Raw genomic sequence first — 18357 nt, 5'->3', positions numbered from 1 at the left:
CAACGAGCGTGCTTCTGGGAGGATGAAAATGCGCAATCGCCTGGCAATCATTGCCGGCGGCCTTGTGGCCGCCGTCGTCATATCTGCCCCTGCCTTCGCACAGAAGCAGGGCGGGACGCTCCGTGTGTCCCATCGCGACAATCCGCCGAGCGCCTCGATCCACGAGGAAGCGACCATCTCGGTGAACATGCCGTTCATGGCCGTGTTCAACAACCTCGTGTTCTTCGATCCGAAGGAGAAGATCAACAGCCCCGACAAGATCGTGCCCGAGCTTGCCGAGAGCTGGGCGTGGAACGACGACAAGACGAAGCTCACCTTCAAGCTGCGCAGCGGCGTGAAGTGGCACGACGGCAAGCCTTTCTCGTCCAAGGACGTGAAATGCACGTGGGACGCCCTGCGCGGTGACGAGAAGCAGGAGATCATCCGCAAGAACCCGCGCAAGGTCTGGTACAAGAACCTCAAGGAGGTCACGACCAACGGCGACAACGAGGTCACCTTCACGCTGGAGCGCCAGCAGCCGTCGTTCCTGTCGATGCTGGCCGCCGGCTATTCGCCGGTCTATCCGTGTCACGTCGATTCGCGGGCGATGCGCTCCAAGCCGATCGGCACCGGCCCGTTCAAGGTCGCCGAGTTCAAGCGCAACGAGGCCATCAAGCTGGTGAAGAACCCCGACTACTGGAAGAAGGGGCGGCCCTACCTCGACGCCATCGAGTTCAAGATCGTGCCGAACCGCAGTACCCGCGTGCTGGGCTTCGTCGCCGGCGAGTACGACCTCACCTTCGATTCCGACATCACCTTCCCGCTGCTGAAGGACGTGAAGGACCAGAAGAAGGATGCGATCTGCGAGGCGCGGCCGACCAACGTGCACAGCAACCTGCTGGTCAATCGCGACGCGCCGCCGTTCGACAATCCCAAGCTGCGCGAGGCACTGGTCTATTCGCTTGATCGCACGCCGTTCAGCGACATCCTGACCCAGGGCAACGACCTGCGTGGCGCGACGATGCTGCCGCCGCCGGCCGGTGTCTGGGGCATGACGCAGGGCGAGCTCGAGAAGCTTCCCGGTTTCGGGCCGGACATCGAGAAGAACCGCGAGGTCGCGCGCGGCCTCATGAAGGAACTGGGCTACGGCCCCGACAAGCCGCTCAAGATCAAGGTGTCGACCCGCAACATCGCCATCTACCGCGACCCGGCCGTCATCCTGATCGACCAGCTGAAGCAGATCTACATCGATGCGGAACTGGAGCCGATCGACACCACGATCTGGTACAACAAGATCCAGCAGAAGAACTATCAGGTCGGAATGAACCTGACGGGTGCCGGCCTCGACGATCCGGACGGCGTGTTCTACGAGAACTTCTACAGCACGTCGGACCGCAACTACACGGGGTACAAGAACCCCGAGATCGACAAGATGATCGACGAGCAGTCGGCCATGACCGACGTGAGCAAGCGCAAGGCCATGGTGACGAAGATCGAGCAGGCGCTGCTCAAGGACGCGGCCCGTCCGCCGATCACGCATGGCGTCGCCAACACCTGCTGGGCGCCGGCCGTGAAGAACCTCGTCCTGCAGCACAACAGCATCTACAACGGCTGGCGTCTCGAAGACGTCTGGCTCGACAAGTAACGCCGAGGCGTACGGAGGCACGACGAGGATGGGAGCGTATCTTACCCGCCGCGTATTGTTGATGGTCCTGACTCTCTTCGGAATGTCGGTGCTCATCTTCGTCATGCTGCGCCTGGTGCCCGGCAACATTGCCGACATCCTGGTGGATTCGGCGGGCATCGCCGATCCCAAGGAGAAGGCCAAGATCGCCCGCGAGCTTGGCCTCGACCGGCCGATCTTCGATCAATACCTGCAATGGGTCGGCGGCCTCGTGCGCGGCGACCTGGGCTTCGCCTACGTGTCCGAGCGGCCTGCCATCGAGGAGATCGCGCCACGCATTCCGATCAGCGCCAAGCTTGCGGGCCTGGCGCTGTTCTTCTCGGTCATCCTCGGCGTGCCACTCGGCGTCATCAGCGCCGTGCGGCAGAATTCGGGGATCGATTACCTGCTGCGCATCATCAGCCTGAGCGGCCTGTCGCTGCCCTCCTTCTGGCTCGGCCTGCTGATCCTCATGGCGTCGGTCCAGTGGTTCGGCATGATCCCGATCTACACCAACGAGCCACGAAGTTTCATCGACGAGATGCTGCTGCTCAGCATTCCGGCTGCCGCCGTCGGATTCCGGAGCTCCGCCCTGATCATGCGCCTCACGAGATCGTCCATGCTCGAGGTGCTGCGGCAGGACTATATCCGGACGGCTCGCTCCAAGGGCGCATCGCAGACCACGGTCAACTACGAGCATGCGCTTCGCAACGCGTTGCTGCCGGTCGTCACCATCATCGGCATCGAGGCGGCGTTCCTCGTCGGCGGCCTGATCGTGACCGAGACGGTGTTCAACATTCCCGGCGTGGCGCGCTTCCTCGTCGAGGCCATCCTGTGGCGCGACTACCCGATCGTGCAGAACCTGGTGATGCTGATCGCCTTCTGCGTGGTCGTCGTCAATTTCCTGGTCGACATGGCCTACATGGCACTCGACCCTCGCATCAAGTACGCGGACTGAGGCACCCATGGCTGTCATCGACCATGATGCCGCGCTGGCCAAGGCCGGCGCCAACGTATCGGGCTTCTGGGGCCAGGCCGGCTTCCTCGCCCGCCGCTATCCGCTCGGCGCGGTGGGAGCGGTTCTTGTCCTGCTCTTCGTGCTGACGGCGCTGTTCGCCAACGTCATCGCGCCGCACGATCCGCTGTCGACCAACTCGCGCGCCTCGCTGGCCACACCGGGCGGTGTCTACTGGCTGGGCGCGGACTTCATGGGCCGTGACATGTTCAGCCGCATCGTCTACGGCGCGCGAATCTCGCTCGCCGTCGCCGTCGGCGCCACCCTGCTGGGCGGTATCCTGGGCGTCGCCATCGGCCTGATGTCCGGCTTCATCGGTGGCTGGTTCGATCTCGCGACACAGCGCCTGATGGACATCATGCAGTCGCTTCCGCTGCTGGTCATGGCGCTGGTCATGGCGGCGTCGCTCGGGCCTTCGCTGGAGAACACGATCATCGCCATCGCCATCCCGCTGGTGCCCAGCGTGGCGCGCGTCGTGCGATCGAGCACCCTCTCGCTGCGCGAGCAGCCCTTCGTCGAGGCGGCCCGTGCCATCGGCATGGGCGAGGTCCGCATCGCCGTCCGGCACGTGCTGCCCAACACGCTGGCGCCGCTGATCGTCCTCGGCACGGCCCAGCTCGGCTCGGCGATCCTGACCGAGGCGTCGCTCTCCTTCCTCGGCCTCGGCATTCCGGAACCCTATCCATCCTGGGGGCGCATGCTCTCGGAGTCAGCTGCGGAATATGTCCGCACGGCGCCGTGGCTCGTGATCTTCCCCGGCGTCGCCATCAGCCTCACCGTGTTCGGCACCAACCTGCTGGGCGACGCCTTGCGCGACATCCTCGATCCGAGACAGCGTACATGAGTTCTCTTCTGGAAGTGTCCGATCTCGGCACCTGGTTCTATACGCGGCAGGGAATCGTCAAGGCGGTCGACGGCGTCGATTTCGAGGTCGCCGCCGGTGAAACCCTGGCCATCGTCGGAGAATCCGGCTGCGGCAAGAGCATGACCGCGCTCTCGCTGATGCGGCTGATCCCCGACCCGCCGGGACGTATCGTGTCGGGCTCGATCAGGCTGGCGGGCCGCGACCTGCTGAAGATCTCCGAGGAGGAGATGCGCGATGTGCGCGGCAACGAGATCTCGATGATCTTCCAGGAGCCGATGACGTCGCTCAATCCGGTGATGACGATCGGCAAGCAGATCTCCGAGGCGCTGATCCTTCACCGCGACATGGACCGCAAGGCGGCGATGAAGCGCGCGATCGAGATGCTGGATCTGGTCCGCATCCCCGAGCCCGCGCAGCGTGCGAAGGAGTATCCGCATCAGCTGTCGGGCGGCATGCGCCAGCGCGCGATGATCGCGATGGCGCTGGCCTGCAATCCCAAGGTGCTGATCGCCGACGAGCCGACGACCGCGCTCGACGTCACCATCCAGGCGCAGATCCTGGAACTGATCGTCGAGCTGCAGCGCGAATTCAGCGCGGCCGTGATCCTGATCACGCACGATCTCGGCGTCGTCGCCGAGACCGCGCACCGGGTCATCGTCATGTATGCCGGTCGCAAGGTCGAGGAAGCGGCCGTGGGCGAGCTGTTCGCCAGGCCGCTTCACCCCTACACGGTCGGCCTCATGAATTCGATCCCGCGCCTCGACCTGATGCGCGGGCAAACCGATCGCTCCAACGAACGCCTGCAGGAAATTCCCGGCATCGTGCCGCCGCTGTTCGACCTGCCGCCCGGTTGCGCCTTCGCGCCCCGCTGCGGCAGGGCGGACGACAAGTGTCGCAGCGAGCGTCCGGCCTATGAGGAGAAGCAGCCCGGTCACTGGGCCGCCTGCTGGCACACACATGGTTAGCGCAAATCCCCCTGTCATCGAGGTCAAGGACCTCAAGAAGCACTTCCCGGTGAAGAAGGGCCTGCTGCGCCGTACGGTCGGCCAGGTCTATGCGGTGGACGGCGTGACCTTCACCGTGCGCGCCGGCGAAACGCTCGGTCTGGTGGGCGAGTCGGGCTGCGGCAAGACCACGGCCGGCCGCGCCGCCATGCGCCTGGTCGAGCCGACCTCGGGGTCGATCAAGGTCGAGGGCAAGGAGATCATCGGTCTGTCGAAGGGCGAGCTGCGGCCCTACCGCCGGCAGATGCAGATCATCTTCCAGGACCCGTTCTCGTCCCTCAATCCGCGCATGACCGCGGGCGACATCGTGGGGGAGCCGCTGCTGGTCCACGGCGTCGCCAATGCCAAGGAGCGCCAGGAGCAGGTCGCGGCGCTGTTCGCGCGGGTCGGCCTGCGCACGGCGCAGATGAAGAACTATCCGCACCAGTTCTCGGGCGGTCAGCGGCAGCGCATCGGCATCGCCCGCGCCCTGGCGCTGGGGCCGAAGCTGATCGTGGGTGACGAGCCGGTCTCGGCGCTCGACGTCTCCATCCAGGCCCAGGTCATCAACCTCCTGATGGAACTGCAGGCGGAGCGCCGGCTCTCCTATCTGTTCATCTCGCACAACCTCGCGGTGGTGGAGCATATCAGCCACCAGATCGCGGTGATGTATCTCGGCCGCATCGTCGAATACGCCGACACGCGGTCGATCTTCACCAACGCCCAGCATCCCTATACGGAAGCCCTGCTGGCGGCCGTCCCGGTGCCGGATCCAGCCATCAAGCGCAAGAAGATCGTGCTCCAGGGCGACGTGCCCAGCCCCGTGAAGCCGCCGTCGGGCTGCCATTTCCATACGCGCTGCCCGTATGCCGTGGCGCGCTGCAAGGTGGAGTCGCCACCGCTGCGCGAAATCGCACCGGGGCACCAGGTCTCCTGCCACCTGCGGTAGGATGGAACAGCCCTCTCCGCCGCGAAGCGGGGGAGAGAGGGGCCCATCGCACAGCGATGGGAGGGTGAGGTGGTGCCTCACCAAAGTCCGACCTTCGCTCCTGCAAAGAGCATGACCCACCTCACCCAGCCTCTCCCCCCCACTGCGTGGCCGGAGAGGAGTTTGAAGGAGGGGAGTCGCGCCGGAATACAGACGCGCTACACTGTCTCCAGAGGGAGACAGAAACGCTATGGCCATTTGGGATTACATCATCGTGGGCGGTGGGTCCGCCGGCTGCGTGCTGGCCAACCGCCTGACCGAGGATGCCAACGTCAAGGTCCTGCTGCTGGAAGCCGGGCCTCCGGACAAGTCGATGTGGATCGACATACCGGCGGGCTTCACGAAGCTCCTGAACCACGAGAAGTTCAATTGGAACTTCCAGATGGAGCCGGAGGAAGGGATGGCCGGACGCAGCATTCCCTGTCCGCGCGGCCGCACGCTTGGCGGCTCGAGCTCTATCAACGGCATGCTCTACGTGCGCGGCCAGCCTCTCGACTACGATACGTGGGCGCAGTTCGGCAACCGCGGCTGGTCCTATTCGCAGGTCCTGCCCTACTTCAAAAAGTCGGAGAATTACGAGCCGGGCGGCGACGACAGCCGCGGCCGCGGCGGCCCGCTGAACGTGGCGCAGATGTGCGATACGCACGAGCTCTGCGATGCCTTCATCAATGCGGCCGAGGCGAGCGGCTATCCGAAGAACGCCGACTACAACAATGGCAACCAGGAGGGCTTCGGCTACTTCCAGGTGACGATGAAGAACGGCAAGCGGCAGTCGACGGCGCGGGCCTTCCTCGATCCGGTGCGCTCGCGTCCCAACCTGACGATCGAAACCGACGCCCTGGTGAGCAAGCTGATCCTCGAGGGCAAGCGCTGCGTCGGTGTCTCCTACAGCGTTCATGGACAGGCGAAGGAGGCCCGCTGCGGGCGCGAGGTCATCGTCTCGTGCGGTGCCGTGCAGTCGCCCGGCGTGCTGGAGCACTCCGGCATCGGCCAGCCGGAGCTCCTGCGCAATCTCGGCATCGAGGTGAAGCACGAGCTGAAGGGCGTCGGCGAGAATTACGGCGACCATTTCGCGCCGCGCATGAACTGGAGGGTGAAGCTGCCGATCACGCTGAACGAGCGCACCCGCGGCATCAACCTCGTGAAGGAGGTGGTGCGCTACTACACGTCGGGTCGCGGCGCGCTCGCCCTCACCGCCGGCGTCGTCTACGGATTCGTGCGCACGCGGCCGGGCCTCGAGTCGCCCGACATGCAGTTTCACATGGCGCATGCCAGCTACGACACGGCGCAGAAGCGCGATCTCGAGCGCGAGCCCGGCATGACGGTCGTCATCGGCCAGTGCCGGCCCGACTCGCGCGGCTCGATCCACATCAAGTCGGCGACCCCGGGCAGCGCGCCGGCCATCCGGCCGAACTTTCTCTCGGCCCAGATCGACCGCGACGCCACGGTCGCCGGCATGCAGATCGCCCGCAAGATCGTCTCGCATCCGTCGATGTCGAAGTATATCGCCTTCGAGAACAATCCCGGCGACAAGGTGCAGAGCTACGACGAGTGGCTGAGCTTCGCCCGCGGCAATGGCCAGACGACCTATCACGTCATCGGAACCTGCAAGATGGGCTCGGATCCAATGGCCGTGGTCGACGACCGGCTGCGGGTGCACGGGATCGCCGGGCTGCGGGTGATCGACGCCTCGATCATGCCGACGGTGCCCTCGGGCAACACCAACGCCCCCACGATCATGGTTGCCGAGAAGGGCGCGGACATGATCAAAGAGGATGCGAAGGCGGGCCTCAAGGCTGCCGCCTGAGGGTAACATTGGGGGATGTGATGAAGCCTGTGAGGTCCATACTCGCCACGCTGGCGATGGGCGGCCTGTTGGCAGCCTGTCACGGCACCGATCCCAAGACCGAATCCAAGCGCGACATGCTGGCCGATTCGGGCTTCAAGGTCGTCTCCCTGAAGACGCCGGGCCAGGCGGCTTCGTTCAAGAAGCTGCCGCCGCACAAGCTCGTGCGGAAGACCTACAACGGCAAGCCGGTGTGGGTGTACGCCGACCCGACCATGTGCGGCTGCCTCTACATGGGCACGCAGGACAATTACAACGCCTACATCAAGGAGGCGTCGAAGCAGATGATCGCCACCGCGATGCGCGCCAACTTCCAGGACGATCCCTACAGCCCGACCGGCATGGACAATGCCGTCGACAGCGACTGGGACTGGGGCGAGTGGGGCAATCCGGGTTACTACGGCCTGCCCTACTGAGAGTGGCCTGAAACCAAAACGCCCGGCGGATCGCTCCGCCGGGCGTTTTTCTTTTCCACATCACCTCATCCTGAGGAGGCGCCCAGCGCCGTCTCGAAGGATGGGCAATAGACGTGGTGCGCGTGCCGACCCTTCGAGACGCGCTCCTGCGGAGCGCTCCTCAGGGTGAGGATGTTATTTTACTTCGGCTGAGTCGCCGGCACGCCCAGCGAGAGCATGAGACGGTTGGCCCAGTTGAAGAACGAGGCCGCGCCGATCAGGTCGGCGATGGCGGCGTCGTCGAGGCCAACGGCGCGCAGGCGCTCGACATGGTCCTTGCCGAAGGTCATCGGCAGGGTGGTGAGCGCCACCGATGCCGCGACGATCGCCTCCCAGCGCTCGTCGAGCTTGGCGTCGACGCCTTCGTCGAGCAGGCGCTGCACGTCGTCGATCCTCTTGGAATAGGTCGCAGCGAAGCGGGCATGGACGGAGGCGCAGTAGATGCAGCCGTTGAGCCGGGACGTCGCGGCGGCCGCCAGCTCGCGTTCGGCGCGCGGCAGGCCGGCCTCGGGATTGTAGAAGATGTCCTTGTCGGTTCGCGTGCGGGCCTCCAGCACGTCGGGATCGCGCGCCAGCAGCCGGAAGTACGGCGACTTCACGCGCGCCGCATCGACCAGGCTCCTGATGTGGTGCTCGGTCATGTCGGCTTCGGCCATCGGCTCCAGCCAGGGCAGCCAGTCGAGCATGTCGCGGGTGAAGACCACCGGCTCGGTGTGCGGCGGCGGCGTCAGGGTCTTGTCGGTGCTCATAGGGTGCTCGCGAGGACGCCCAGGCCGGCCACGACCCGGATCTGGTAGGACAGGAAGGAGACGAGCTGGGAGACGGTCACGATGTCGTCGGTCGACCAGCCGGCGTCGAGCAGCGACTGCAGCGACGCGGCCGACGCATCGCGTGGATGGAACACCAGCATGTGCGTGTGCTCGAAGGCGGCCGTGAGACGCGCTCCCAGTGCGGCACGTCCGGCATCGCTTACCTTCCAGGTCGGGCCCGGCGCGTCCTCGACCGAGAGCGGGCCCTTGGGAAAGTGGCCGTAGGGACCCTTGGTCTTCGCGGCCGAAACTTCGGTCGCGATGGCTGTGCGCAGATTGGCGGGGAGCTTGGCCGCATAGTAGGCATCCGTTTTCGGCTCGCCGTGCAGGCCGGCGACGAACGACGCGACGGCATGGCGCTCGTCGGTGCTGACGCCGCCCCGGTCCTTCGGCTCGAACAGCGAGGTGTAGCTCGCCTGCGCGTGCTTGCGCGCCTCGGAGCGCTGGGCGCGGATCGCGTCCAGCTTTGAGCCTGGTGAAATTCCCACCAGGCTGTCGATCACATCGGTCATGCGACTTGTCTCGTCCCCGCTTTGACTTCGGGCGCCCAGCCCAATGCGGGCGCAACCTTCTCGGCGAACAGCTCGATCGAGCGCAGGATATACGGGTGCGGCGGATCGATCGAGTGAACCTGCATGGTGAGATCGGTCGAACGCTGCAGGGTGGAGTCGGCCTGCAGCGAGGCGATCACCTCGTCCGGGGTGCCGATATGCACGTCCATCGCCGCGATCAGGTCGCCCACCAGGCTGCCTGAGCTGAAGTTGCCCGTGGCCGCCAGCCGATGGCGCATGCGCGACAGGCCGATCTCGGCGAGGCGCATCGCCTCCTTGTGGTCGTCGGCCACGAAGATGGTGCGCGAGGCGAGGATGCGCGGCTCGACGCCCTTGGGCAGCGCCTCGAGATAGGCGTCGAGCATCGGATTCTGGATGTCCGCGAGGGACGCCTTCGGCGCCTCGGGCGAGCGCGGCTGGGTGCGCGACAGCATCAGCCCGTCGCCGGCCAGTCCGGCCCGGCGTGCGCCCGACACGGTGAAGGTCGCCTGCCAGATGCGGTCGACCAGGGTCGGGCTCGATGGATAGAGCTTGTCGCCGCCGGGCAGCGCGCCTCCGGACCACGCCGTCTTCAGCAGGGCGAGATTGTCGTCGAACAGCGCATGGCGCCGGTCGCTGTCGAGGCCGAAGGCGGTGAAGGCCGTGAGATTGCCGCCCGGCCCGACACCGACTTCGAGGCGGCCACCGCTCATCAGGTCGGTGACGACGGCATCCTCGGCGACGCGGATCGGCAATTCCAACGGCAGCGTGACGATGCCGGTGCCGAGGCGGATGCGCGACGTATGGGCCGCGGCATGGGCCAGGAACACGAAGGGGGCGGGCAAGCCGCCTTCGCCCTCGTGGAAATGATGCTGGGCGATCCAGGCTGAATCGAAACCATGCGTCTCGGCGTGCCGGATCTGCTCGGTGGCGAGGCGGTACCGTTCGGCCGCGTCCACCTGGTCGAGCAGGCGGGTGAAGAAACCGAGTCGCTTGATCGGAAACGTCGTCATGGGCTCAACCTTGGGGGAAGTTCAGGTGGAACGGCAAGGACCGGAAGGCCGCGGCCGGGAATGGCTTCGATCAATTCGCGCGTATAGGCGCTGTCGGGGCGGCCGAAGACGGTCTCGATCGGACCGCCATCGACCTGCCTTCCCTTGTGCATGACCGACACCGTGTCGGAGATCTGCCGCACCACCGCGAGGTCGTGCGAGACAAACAGGTAGGTGAGGCCCAGCGTCTTCTGCAGCTCGTCGAGCAGCGACAGGATCTGCGCCTGCACCGTGACGTCGAGCGCCGAGACGGCTTCGTCGAGCACCAGCACCCTCGGATCGAGCACGAGGGCGCGGGCGATGGCGACGCGCTGCCGCTGACCGCCCGACAGGGCACGCGGATGGCGTTCGAGAAAATTCTCCGAAAGGCCGACGCGGGCCAGCATGTCGCGCACCTTGCGGGCGCGGTCGGCGGCCGGGATCGGCTCGAAGTTGAGCAGCGGCTCCTCGACGATGCGCGCGATGGTCTGGCGCGGATCGAGCGAACCGTAGGGGTTCTGATAGACGAGCTGGATGTGCTTGCGGAACTGCCGCAGCTTCTCACCCTTCAGGGTCGTGAGATCGACGCCGTCGACCAGGATGCGGCCGGCCGTGGGCTTGATGAAGCCGACGATACTGCGGATGGCCGTGGTCTTGCCCGAGCCCGATTCGCCCACGATCGCGTGTGTCGTGCCGCGCCGGACCTTGAACGATACATTGTCGACCGCGCGGAACGACCCGGCCTCGCCGCCGGTCACCGGGAAATCGTGGGTGAGGCCCTCGACCTCGATGGCGAAGTCCTGTGTGTCGACGCCTGGCCGGACCGGCCGCGGCTTGCCGAGCGAAGGCGCGTCGGCCAGCAGGCGCCGCGTGTAGGCGCTGCGCGGAGCGGCCAGGACGTTCTTCACGGCTCCCTGTTCCTGGATGCGGCCGTGCTGCAGCACGACGAGGCGGTCGGCGCGGTCGGCGGCGACGCCGAGATCGTGCGTCACCAGCAGGACTGCCGTGCCGCTCTCGCGGCGCAGCTCATCGATCAGGTCGAGGATGCGGCGCTGTACCGTAACGTCGAGTGCGCTGGTCGGCTCGTCGGCCACGATCAGTGCCGGCTTGAGTGCCACGGCGATGGCGATCAGCACGCGCTGCTTCATGCCGCCCGACAGTTCGTGCGGATACTGCCTGGCGCGCATCTCGGCGGGCGTCAGGCCGACCCGTTCCAGCAGCTCGATGACTCGCGCCTGGATCGCCTTGCGGTCGCCGCGCCGGTGGATCTGCAGCACTTCGGCGAGCTGCGAGCCGATGGTACGCACGGGATTGAGCGAGCTGCCGGGATCCTGCGGAATCAGGCTGACCACGGCACCGCGGATCGAATCCAGCCGCTTCTGCGACCACTTCGTGATGTCGGTGCCGTTGAGGCGGATGATGCCGCTCTCGACCCGGCCGTTGCCGGCCAGCAGGCCGAGCGTCGCCTGCGCCGTCGTGGTCTTGCCGGAGCCGGACTCGCCCACCAGCGCCACGACCTCGCCGGGCGCAACGCTGAAGGAGACGCCGTGCACGACCCGCTGTTCGCGATCGCCGGTCTTGTAGGCGATGGCGAGATCGTCGACCTGGAGGATGGGCGTGACGGTCATGGCGCGGTCCTGCCCAGTGCCTTGCTGATGCGGTCGGCCGACAGCACGACCAGCACGACGACGAGGCCCGGTGCGGCGGTGAGCCACCAGGCGCGCGACAGGTAGTTGCGGCCCTCGGCGATCAGCAGGCCCCATTCCGGCGTGGGCGGCGGCGCGCCGTAGCCCAGGAAGCCGAGCGTCGAGATGGCGAGGATGGCCGAGCCGAACTGAAGGGCTGCCAGTGCGATCACCGAGGTGAGCGAGTTGGGCAGGACGTGGCGGTAGAGGACGGCCCAGAAGGTGCCGCCGCTGCCGAAGGCCGCCTCGACATATTCGCTGCGACGGACCCGCACGACTTCCGACCGCGCGAGGCGGGCGAAGCGCGCCACCGAGACGGCGCCCACCGCGACGGCGACGTTGATGGTGCCGAAGCCCAGCAGCACGATGATGCTCAGCGAAAGCAGGAGCGAGGGCACGGCCAGCATCGAATCGACCAGCCGCATGATCACCGCATCGATCCAGCCGCCGCGCGCACCCGCGATCAAACCGAGCAGCGTGCCCATCAGCAGGCCGACCGTGACCGCGACGAAGGCACCGGACAGCGAATGGCGCGCGCCATAGACGATGCGGGCATAGAGATCGCGGCCGAGTCCGTCGGTACCCAAAACATGTTCGGCGCTGGGTGGGCGAAGCTGCTCGCCCGGCACGCCCTCGGTGCCGCTGTAGCCCGTGAACAGCGACGGCAGGGCGGCCCAGGCGAGCACGATGAACACGACGGTCCAGGCGAGAGCCAGGGTGACCGGCACGCGCTTCAGCCGGGTCGTCCAGCCGGGTCGGATGTCGGCGCTGGCGGCGCTTGCGGTTTCCGCGGTCATGCCGGCGCTCCCGATTTCGAACCGAGCCGGGGATCGAGCACCGGATAGAGCAGGTCGACGATCAGGTTGATCGTGACGAAGGCCAGCGCCGAGATCACGACGATGGCCTGCAGCACCGCCGTGTCGTGGTTGCCCACGGCCTGGTAGGTGAGGCCGCCCAGGCCGCTCAACCCGAACACCGCCTCGGTGACGACGGCGCCGGCCAGCAGCTCGCCGAACAGAACGCCCGCGATGGTCAGCGTCGGCATGATGGCGTTGCGCGCCACGTGCTTCCACAGGACCCAGTTGCGCGAGGCGCCCTTGGCGCGGGCGACGGCGACGAAGGGTTGCGCCAGCACCTGGTCGATGTTGCGCATCAGGATCTGAGCCAGCGGCGCGGAGATCGGAATGGCCAAGGTCAGGACCGGCAGGACCAGCCTCTCGACCGGCCCGGGGCTGATGACCGAGACCAGGCCGAGCTGGAAGGAGAAGATCTGGATCAGCATGATGCCGAGCCAGAAGACCGGCACCGAGATGAACAGCGACGGCAGGGACTGCAGCCCGGCCCGCAGCCATTCCATGCCCACCATGTTGGAGACGGTGGCCAGGATGATTGTCAGGACCAGCGCCGCGGCAAAGGCCAGCGAGGCGAGCAGCAGGGTCGGCGGCAGATTCGTGGCGAGCTGCTGGCTCACGGGCACGCCGGCCTGGATCGACATGCCGAAATTGCCGGTGAGGAAGTTGACGACGGTCGTGAGGTAGCGCTCCCACAGCGGCCGGTCCGCGCCGTAGGAGGCGCGGATTTCGGCGATCTGGTCGGCCGTGAGACCCATGTCGGGGCTCATGAACTTGATCATGATCGCATCGCCCGGCAGCACCTGCAGCAGCAGGAACGCCGCGGTGAAAGTCAGGGCCAGCACGGCCAGGGCCTGTCCGACCCGGCCGAGGAGATAGCGCGCCATGACCTGCCCTGCGCCTACTTCGCGATCCAGGTCGCGTAGAAGCTCGGCCGGCCAACTGCCTCGAAGGTGAAGTCCTTGACCTTGGGCGATGCCGCGAAGGCCTGCGGCTCCTCGAAGATCGGGATCGTGTAGCCCTGGTCGATCACATAGGCCTGCACCTCGCCCACCAGGGCGATGCGCTTCACCGGATCGGTGGCAGCGGCGATCTCCTCGAGCAGCGTGTTGAGCTTCTCGTCGACGAAGGTCTGGACCTTGTTGCTGACGCCGCCCTTCTGCAGCAGCACGTTGCGCGTCGTCGGATAGTACTGGCTGCGGATCACGTCGGGATCGGCGCGGCCGACCATCGCGGGGGCGACGGGCGTCTTCATCGGGTCGAGGCTGTCGGCGACGCGGCTGCCGGCATCGCCCGCCAGCACGTTCAGCTTCACGCCGACCTTGGCCCATTGCTGGGCGACGAGCTGCAGGGTCTCCTTGTTCTGCGGCTGCGGCGGCGATTCGTAGGCCTGAAGCACCAGTTCCTTGCCGTCCTTCTGGCGCAGGCCCTTCGGGCCCATCGTCCAGCCGGCTTCGTCGAGCAGCTTGGCCGCGAGCGCCGGGTCGTAGGCGAGCTTGGCCGACTGGTCGACATAGCCCTGCGCCGTCGAGGCGATGATCGACTTGGCCTGCGGATAGTTGGCCGAGAACAGCGTCGCCACGATCTCCTTGGCGTTGGTCGCGTGCAGCAGCGCCTTGCGCACGCGGATGTCGGAGACCAGGGGATTGTCGGGGCGGAACACGACCGTGTTGTTCACGCCGCGAGTCGGGGCGGCATAGATCACGAAGCCCTTCGACTGGACCTGCTTTTCGTCATAGGCCTGGACCTGGCGGATGACATTGGCCTGGCCCGCGAGAAGCGCCCCGATGCGCACGCTGTCCTCGGGGGTCACGACGTACTTGATGCCGTCGAGGTTGGCGCGGCCCTGGTGAGCCAGCTTGGCCGGACCCCATTTGTAGTCCTTGCGCGCCTCCATCACGAGCTCGCGGCCGAGCACCTCGCTCTTCACCACGAATGGGCCGGAGCCGATGATCTTGGTGGCGTCGCCCAGCGCGTCGAACGGCAGCGCCAGCGTCTTCAGCGAGACCAGGCCCGAGCCGATCACCGAGGTGCCCTGCAGGAACCCGACCGAGGGCTTGGTGAAGAAGAACTTCACGGTCAGCGGATCGACCACCTCGCTGCCCTTGTAGTTGGTGATCACCTCTGACACCGGCTGCTTCAGCGCCTTGTTGCCGAGCCCGTAGGTGTCGAAGTTCTTGGCCACGGCGGCGGCGTCGAGCGGCGTGCCGTCGGAGAAGGTGACGCCCGGCCGGATCTTGAACGTGTATTCGGTCGCGTCGGCGTTGACCGTCCAGCTCTCGGCGATCCACGGCTCGATCTCGAGCGTCTTGGGGTTCTGGTAGGTGAGCTTGTCGGTGATCTGATTGAGCACGCCGCCGTTGGGGTAGAAGCCGCCGGCCGGCGGGTAGAGGTTGGTGTGCGGCTGCTGCTCCAGATAGATCAGCGTACCGCCCTTGTTGACCGCCGTCTGCGCCGCGCCGCTACCTGCCAGGACGGCGATGGACGCCAGCGACGCAAGCGCGCCGGCCAGAAACCGCTGATACTTCACCTGAATCACGACAACCCCCTCGAAGCCACTAGGGCACGGGAGACGCCATGCAGAATTTGGACCGAATCTCGCCGTGCGAGCGGGATATATGGCCGCGAGATCCTGCCGATTACACAGAGCAGATTGTCAATTTCACGGGCTCGCGGGAGCAAATTCTGCTGCGGCGCGAAAACGTGCGGAAAAATCATCCACCGGCATCGTGATCTGCGATCTGCCCCGCCCGCGCGAGCGTGCGCGCATTCAGGCTCAGGATCCGCAGGAGACCTTCGGAGTCCGCATGGTCGAACGATCCCTCGGCTTCCATGGAGCCGTCGGCCGTGAAGAGAGAATGCGGGATGTCGACCCCGGATACGAAGCGGATCGTGCCCCGGTACAGCGACACGCGCAGGGTGCCGCTCATCAAGGCTGCGGTATGGGCGATCGCGGCGCGCGCCATCTGGGAGGCGAGGTCCGCCCAGTAACCCTGGTAGAGTTGCCGCGCGAGGGTGCCTGACAGGGTCGTGAGGAGTTCGGTGGCCCGCCTGTCGAGGACGATCTGCGACAGCAGGGCGTAGGCGGTGCCCAGCAGTTCCATGCCCGGCGCTTCGTAGACGCCACGTGACTTCACGCCGACGAAGCGGTTCTCGACCATGTGATGGCCAATCCCCACGCCATGGCGCCCGGCCACGGCGTTCAGGCGGCGAAAGAGAAGGGGCAGGGACAGCCGTTCGTCGTTCACGGCGGTTGGCCGGCCGTTTTCGAAGCGCAGCTCGACGATCTCGGCGCGTTCCGGCGCCTGCTCCGGCCAGACGCCCATCGCCGGTGTCACGAAATCCGCAGGCGTTCCCAGCCGTTCGAGGGCGCCGCCTTCGTGCGTGAGGCCGAGCAGGTTGGCGTCCGTCGAATAGGGCTTGTCGCGCGTGGCCTTGATGGGAATGCCGTGCTGCTCGCAATAGTCGATCATCTGTTGCCGGCCGCTGAAGCGCTCCAGGAACGCCGGATCGCGCCACGGCGCGTAGACCTTCAGGTCGGGGTCGAGCAGATTTGCGCCGATCTGGAAGCGGACCTGGTCGTTGCCCCGGCCGGTCGATCCATGGCTCATGATCGAGAGGCCGTGCTTGCGCATCCGTCGGACCAGCCCCTGGACAATCGCCTGGCGTCCGGCGCCGGTCGTGTTCCAGTAGCGTCCCTCGTAGCATGCCTGTGCCTGTACGACGGCAAGGCCGATCTCCGAGAGGGTCTCCTGAAGGGGCATGCCGACGAACGCGTCGGCGCCGCTCGCCAGCATCCGCTTCCCGATCTCGTCGAAGCTCGTTTCATCCGGCTGACCGAGATCGGCCGTCATGCAGACGACTTTCACGCCGTTGGCCGAGAGCCAGTGCACGATCGTGCAGCTGTCCAATCCGCCGGACGCCGCGAAGGCCATCCGTTCGCCTTTGAGATCGTGGACGTTCATGCCAGCTACCCCCGTTCGTTCCCTTCCTTGGGTACCCGCCGGCTTGGCCGGTCTGAAGGGCGCAATGTGCCGAACATCGGCGAATCGATCGGCCACTATGCTAGGCTTCCGGCGATTGGCCGGAGGAGGGATCCGTCAGTGGGCACCAGGAAGGGCGATGGGCTGGACGATACCGATCGCGAACTCCTGCGGCTGCTGGCCGCCAACTCCCGTGAACCTGCGACGGTGCTGGCGCGGAAGTTGAGCCTCGCGCGCGCGACGGTTCAGGACCGCATCGATCGATTGAAGCGAAGGGGCGTCATCTCGAAATTCACGGTCGAGGTGAATGCCGCGGCCACGGCGGCACAGGTCACGGCCTGCATCTTCATCAAGGCCAATCTGAAGAACCGCGACGCGGTGGCCCGGGCCATCGCCCGGATCCGGGGAATACGCGAACTCTACAAGATGGTGGGCGAGAACGACGATTTTCTCGCGATCGTCGACGGCAACGGCACCGCCGCCCTCGACACCACGATCGGCGAGATCATCGCCGTATCGGGCGTCGAGAGAACGACGTCCAAGCTCATGCTGGCGAAGGTCCGATAGGTCCTCGCGCGCCGCCCTGTATCAGCCGCCGAGCAGCGCGGCGGATGGCTGCAGCTCCTTGCGCTCGACCTTCTTCACGATCTCGGTGAGTCTGGCGTGCGTCGGCGCCTTGACGCCGATGAAGTCGCCGCGTTCGGCGATGTAGCCGTTCATGAATTCGATCTCGGTGCGGCGGCCCTTGATGATGTCCTGAGCCATCGAGGGGCGCTGGATGTCGGCGCGCGGATTGGGATTGGTGTTGGAGCCGGGCCGCAGGATCGCCTCGACCTCGTCGAGCGCCGCATTGTCCCCTTCGGATGCGCGCGCCAGCAGCTCGGGCTCGAACTTGCCGATCTTCTCGATGTGATAGCCCAGCGCCTGGCCGACCCTCACCGCCTCGCCGCCCAGCTTGATCGAGAAGCGGCGCACCGCGTCGTTGCGATCGCAGTCGGTGCCGGTCATGCCGGTGGCGGCCGAGACACCGTTCTTCATGCCGTTCTGGCAGAGCTTCGACCAGCGCTCGCCCCACAGGTTGGTCGTGGTCTTGGCGCTGTCGATCATGCCCACCATCTCGCGCAATTCCTCGACCCGCTTGGTGATGCGGCCATGGACCTCGCCGACGCGGAACACGGTGTGCTTGTCGCCGCCCTTGGAGACGGTGCGGCGGATTTTTCCGGCCTCGTACATGTCGACCGAGATCAGCGAGGCGACCATACCGACGGTCTTGCCCCAGCCGACGACGCCCGCGATGCGCTCCTCGTTCAGGCAGTTCTGCAGAGACACGACATAGCCGTCGGGTGCCAGGTACTGCTTGATCAGCGCGGTCGCCCATTCGGTGTCGTACGACTTCATCGACACGAAGGCGATGTCGATCGGCTTCTGGCGCGACAGGTCCTGCATCTCGGTGAGATGCATGGTCTTGGCCTTGGTGACGGTGAACTTCTCCTCCGGCGTCACGCCGTCAAGCTCGAGGCCGCGCTTGCGGATGATCTCGATGTTCTCCGGCCAGAAATCGATGAGCGTTACGTCGAGGCCTGCCTGTGCGAGGTAGCCGCCGACATAGCCGCCCAGGGCACCCGTGCCGACGACTGCGATTCTCTTGCCCATCCTGATCTCCCTTGAATCCGT

At 66.1% G+C, this 18357-nt stretch carries 17 protein-coding genes; 8 read left to right on the top strand and 9 right to left on the bottom strand.

All coding sequences use genetic code 11. The annotated features are described in order from the left end of the window. Positions 1 to 28: 28 nt before the first annotated feature. From EPO41_RS22195 to EPO41_RS22165, 7 genes are all read left to right on the top strand, one after another. Entirely contained in the window at positions 29 to 1624 is a 1596-nt protein-coding gene (locus tag EPO41_RS22195) for an ABC transporter substrate-binding protein (RefSeq protein ID WP_296329851.1), read from the top strand. 28 nt (positions 1625 to 1652) lie between these two features. Further along, positions 1653 to 2600 (top strand): ABC transporter permease, encoded by a 948-nt coding sequence (locus tag EPO41_RS22190; RefSeq protein WP_296329848.1) that lies wholly within the window; start codon positions 1653 to 1655, stop codon positions 2598 to 2600. 7 nt (positions 2601 to 2607) lie between these two features. Beyond that, positions 2608 to 3501, top strand: coding sequence for an ABC transporter permease (locus tag EPO41_RS22185; protein ID WP_296329846.1), 894 nt, complete (start codon positions 2608 to 2610; stop codon positions 3499 to 3501). Beyond that, a complete protein-coding gene (locus EPO41_RS22180; RefSeq protein ID WP_296329844.1) occupies positions 3498 to 4487 on the top strand; it encodes an ABC transporter ATP-binding protein in 990 nt (329 codons plus the stop codon). The genes EPO41_RS22185 and EPO41_RS22180 overlap by 4 nt, the downstream gene beginning before the upstream one ends. Continuing rightward, positions 4480 to 5454, top strand: a complete 975-nt coding sequence (locus EPO41_RS22175; RefSeq protein WP_296329843.1) for a dipeptide ABC transporter ATP-binding protein — start codon at positions 4480 to 4482, stop codon at positions 5452 to 5454. The genes EPO41_RS22180 and EPO41_RS22175 overlap by 8 nt, the downstream gene beginning before the upstream one ends. 229 nt (positions 5455 to 5683) lie before the next feature. Then, positions 5684 to 7300 (top strand): choline dehydrogenase, encoded by a 1617-nt coding sequence (locus EPO41_RS22170; protein WP_296329839.1) that lies wholly within the window; start codon positions 5684 to 5686, stop codon positions 7298 to 7300. A 20-nt stretch (positions 7301 to 7320) separates the two neighbouring features. Then, on the top strand, positions 7321 to 7755 hold the full coding sequence (locus EPO41_RS22165) for a hypothetical protein (protein WP_296329833.1): 435 nt from the start codon (positions 7321 to 7323) through the stop codon (positions 7753 to 7755). A 179-nt stretch (positions 7756 to 7934) separates the two neighbouring features. Here EPO41_RS22165 and EPO41_RS22160 read toward each other — a convergent pair whose 3' ends face one another. The 8 genes from EPO41_RS22160 to argG all read right to left on the bottom strand — a co-directional run bounded on the left by EPO41_RS22160 (position 7935) and on the right by argG (position 16665). Next, entirely contained in the window at positions 7935 to 8543 is a 609-nt protein-coding gene (locus tag EPO41_RS22160; protein WP_296329831.1) for an alkylhydroperoxidase domain protein, read from the bottom strand. Next, positions 8540 to 9115 carry a CMD domain protein gene (locus tag EPO41_RS22155; RefSeq protein ID WP_296329828.1) on the bottom strand — a complete coding sequence of 192 codons (576 nt, stop codon included), beginning with the start codon at positions 9113 to 9115 and terminating at the stop codon, positions 8540 to 8542. The genes EPO41_RS22160 and EPO41_RS22155 overlap by 4 nt, the downstream gene beginning before the upstream one ends. Continuing rightward, positions 9112 to 10146: a putative FMN-dependent luciferase-like monooxygenase gene (locus EPO41_RS22150; RefSeq protein WP_296329826.1), complete on the bottom strand. Its 1035-nt coding sequence runs from the start codon at positions 10144 to 10146 to the stop codon at positions 9112 to 9114. Before EPO41_RS22150 ends, EPO41_RS22155 begins: the two co-directional genes overlap by 4 nt. Continuing rightward, positions 10143 to 11792 carry an ABC transporter ATP-binding protein gene (locus tag EPO41_RS22145; protein WP_296329823.1) on the bottom strand — a complete coding sequence of 550 codons (1650 nt, stop codon included), beginning with the start codon at positions 11790 to 11792 and terminating at the stop codon, positions 10143 to 10145. The genes EPO41_RS22150 and EPO41_RS22145 overlap by 4 nt, the downstream gene beginning before the upstream one ends. Further along, positions 11789 to 12646, bottom strand: a complete 858-nt coding sequence (locus EPO41_RS22140) for an ABC transporter permease (protein WP_296329821.1) — start codon at positions 12644 to 12646, stop codon at positions 11789 to 11791. Before EPO41_RS22140 ends, EPO41_RS22145 begins: the two co-directional genes overlap by 4 nt. Continuing rightward, complete coding sequence (locus tag EPO41_RS22135; RefSeq protein WP_296329818.1) at positions 12643 to 13587, bottom strand: ABC transporter permease; 945 nt, start codon at positions 13585 to 13587, stop codon at positions 12643 to 12645. The genes EPO41_RS22140 and EPO41_RS22135 overlap by 4 nt, the downstream gene beginning before the upstream one ends. 14 nt (positions 13588 to 13601) lie before the next feature. Beyond that, on the bottom strand, positions 13602 to 15191 hold the full coding sequence (locus EPO41_RS22130; protein ID WP_296330433.1) for a TIGR04028 family ABC transporter substrate-binding protein: 1590 nt from the start codon (positions 15189 to 15191) through the stop codon (positions 13602 to 13604). A gap of 223 nt (positions 15192 to 15414) precedes the next feature. Continuing rightward, on the bottom strand, positions 15415 to 16665 hold the full coding sequence (gene argG, locus EPO41_RS22125) for an argininosuccinate synthase (RefSeq protein ID WP_296329816.1): 1251 nt from the start codon (positions 16663 to 16665) through the stop codon (positions 15415 to 15417). Positions 16666 to 16803: 138 nt separating this feature from the next. Between argG and EPO41_RS22120 the strand changes: the two genes are divergently transcribed. Continuing rightward, the gene (locus EPO41_RS22120; RefSeq protein WP_296329813.1) at positions 16804 to 17250 is read left to right on the top strand and encodes an Lrp/AsnC family transcriptional regulator; all 447 of its coding nucleotides are present in this window, start codon (positions 16804 to 16806) and stop codon (positions 17248 to 17250) included. Between the two features lie 21 nt (positions 17251 to 17271). On the opposite strand, the gene EPO41_RS22115 is transcribed toward EPO41_RS22120, so the two are convergent. Further along, positions 17272 to 18336 (bottom strand): 2-dehydropantoate 2-reductase, encoded by a 1065-nt coding sequence (locus tag EPO41_RS22115; protein ID WP_296329810.1) that lies wholly within the window; start codon positions 18334 to 18336, stop codon positions 17272 to 17274. Positions 18337 to 18357: the final 21 nt, after the last annotated feature.

Origin of the sequence: Reyranella sp. (assembly GCF_004297265.1) — a bacterium.
Lineage (GTDB): Bacteria > Pseudomonadota > Alphaproteobacteria > Reyranellales > Reyranellaceae > Reyranella.
This window is presented reverse-complemented; position numbering and strand designations above follow the sequence as displayed.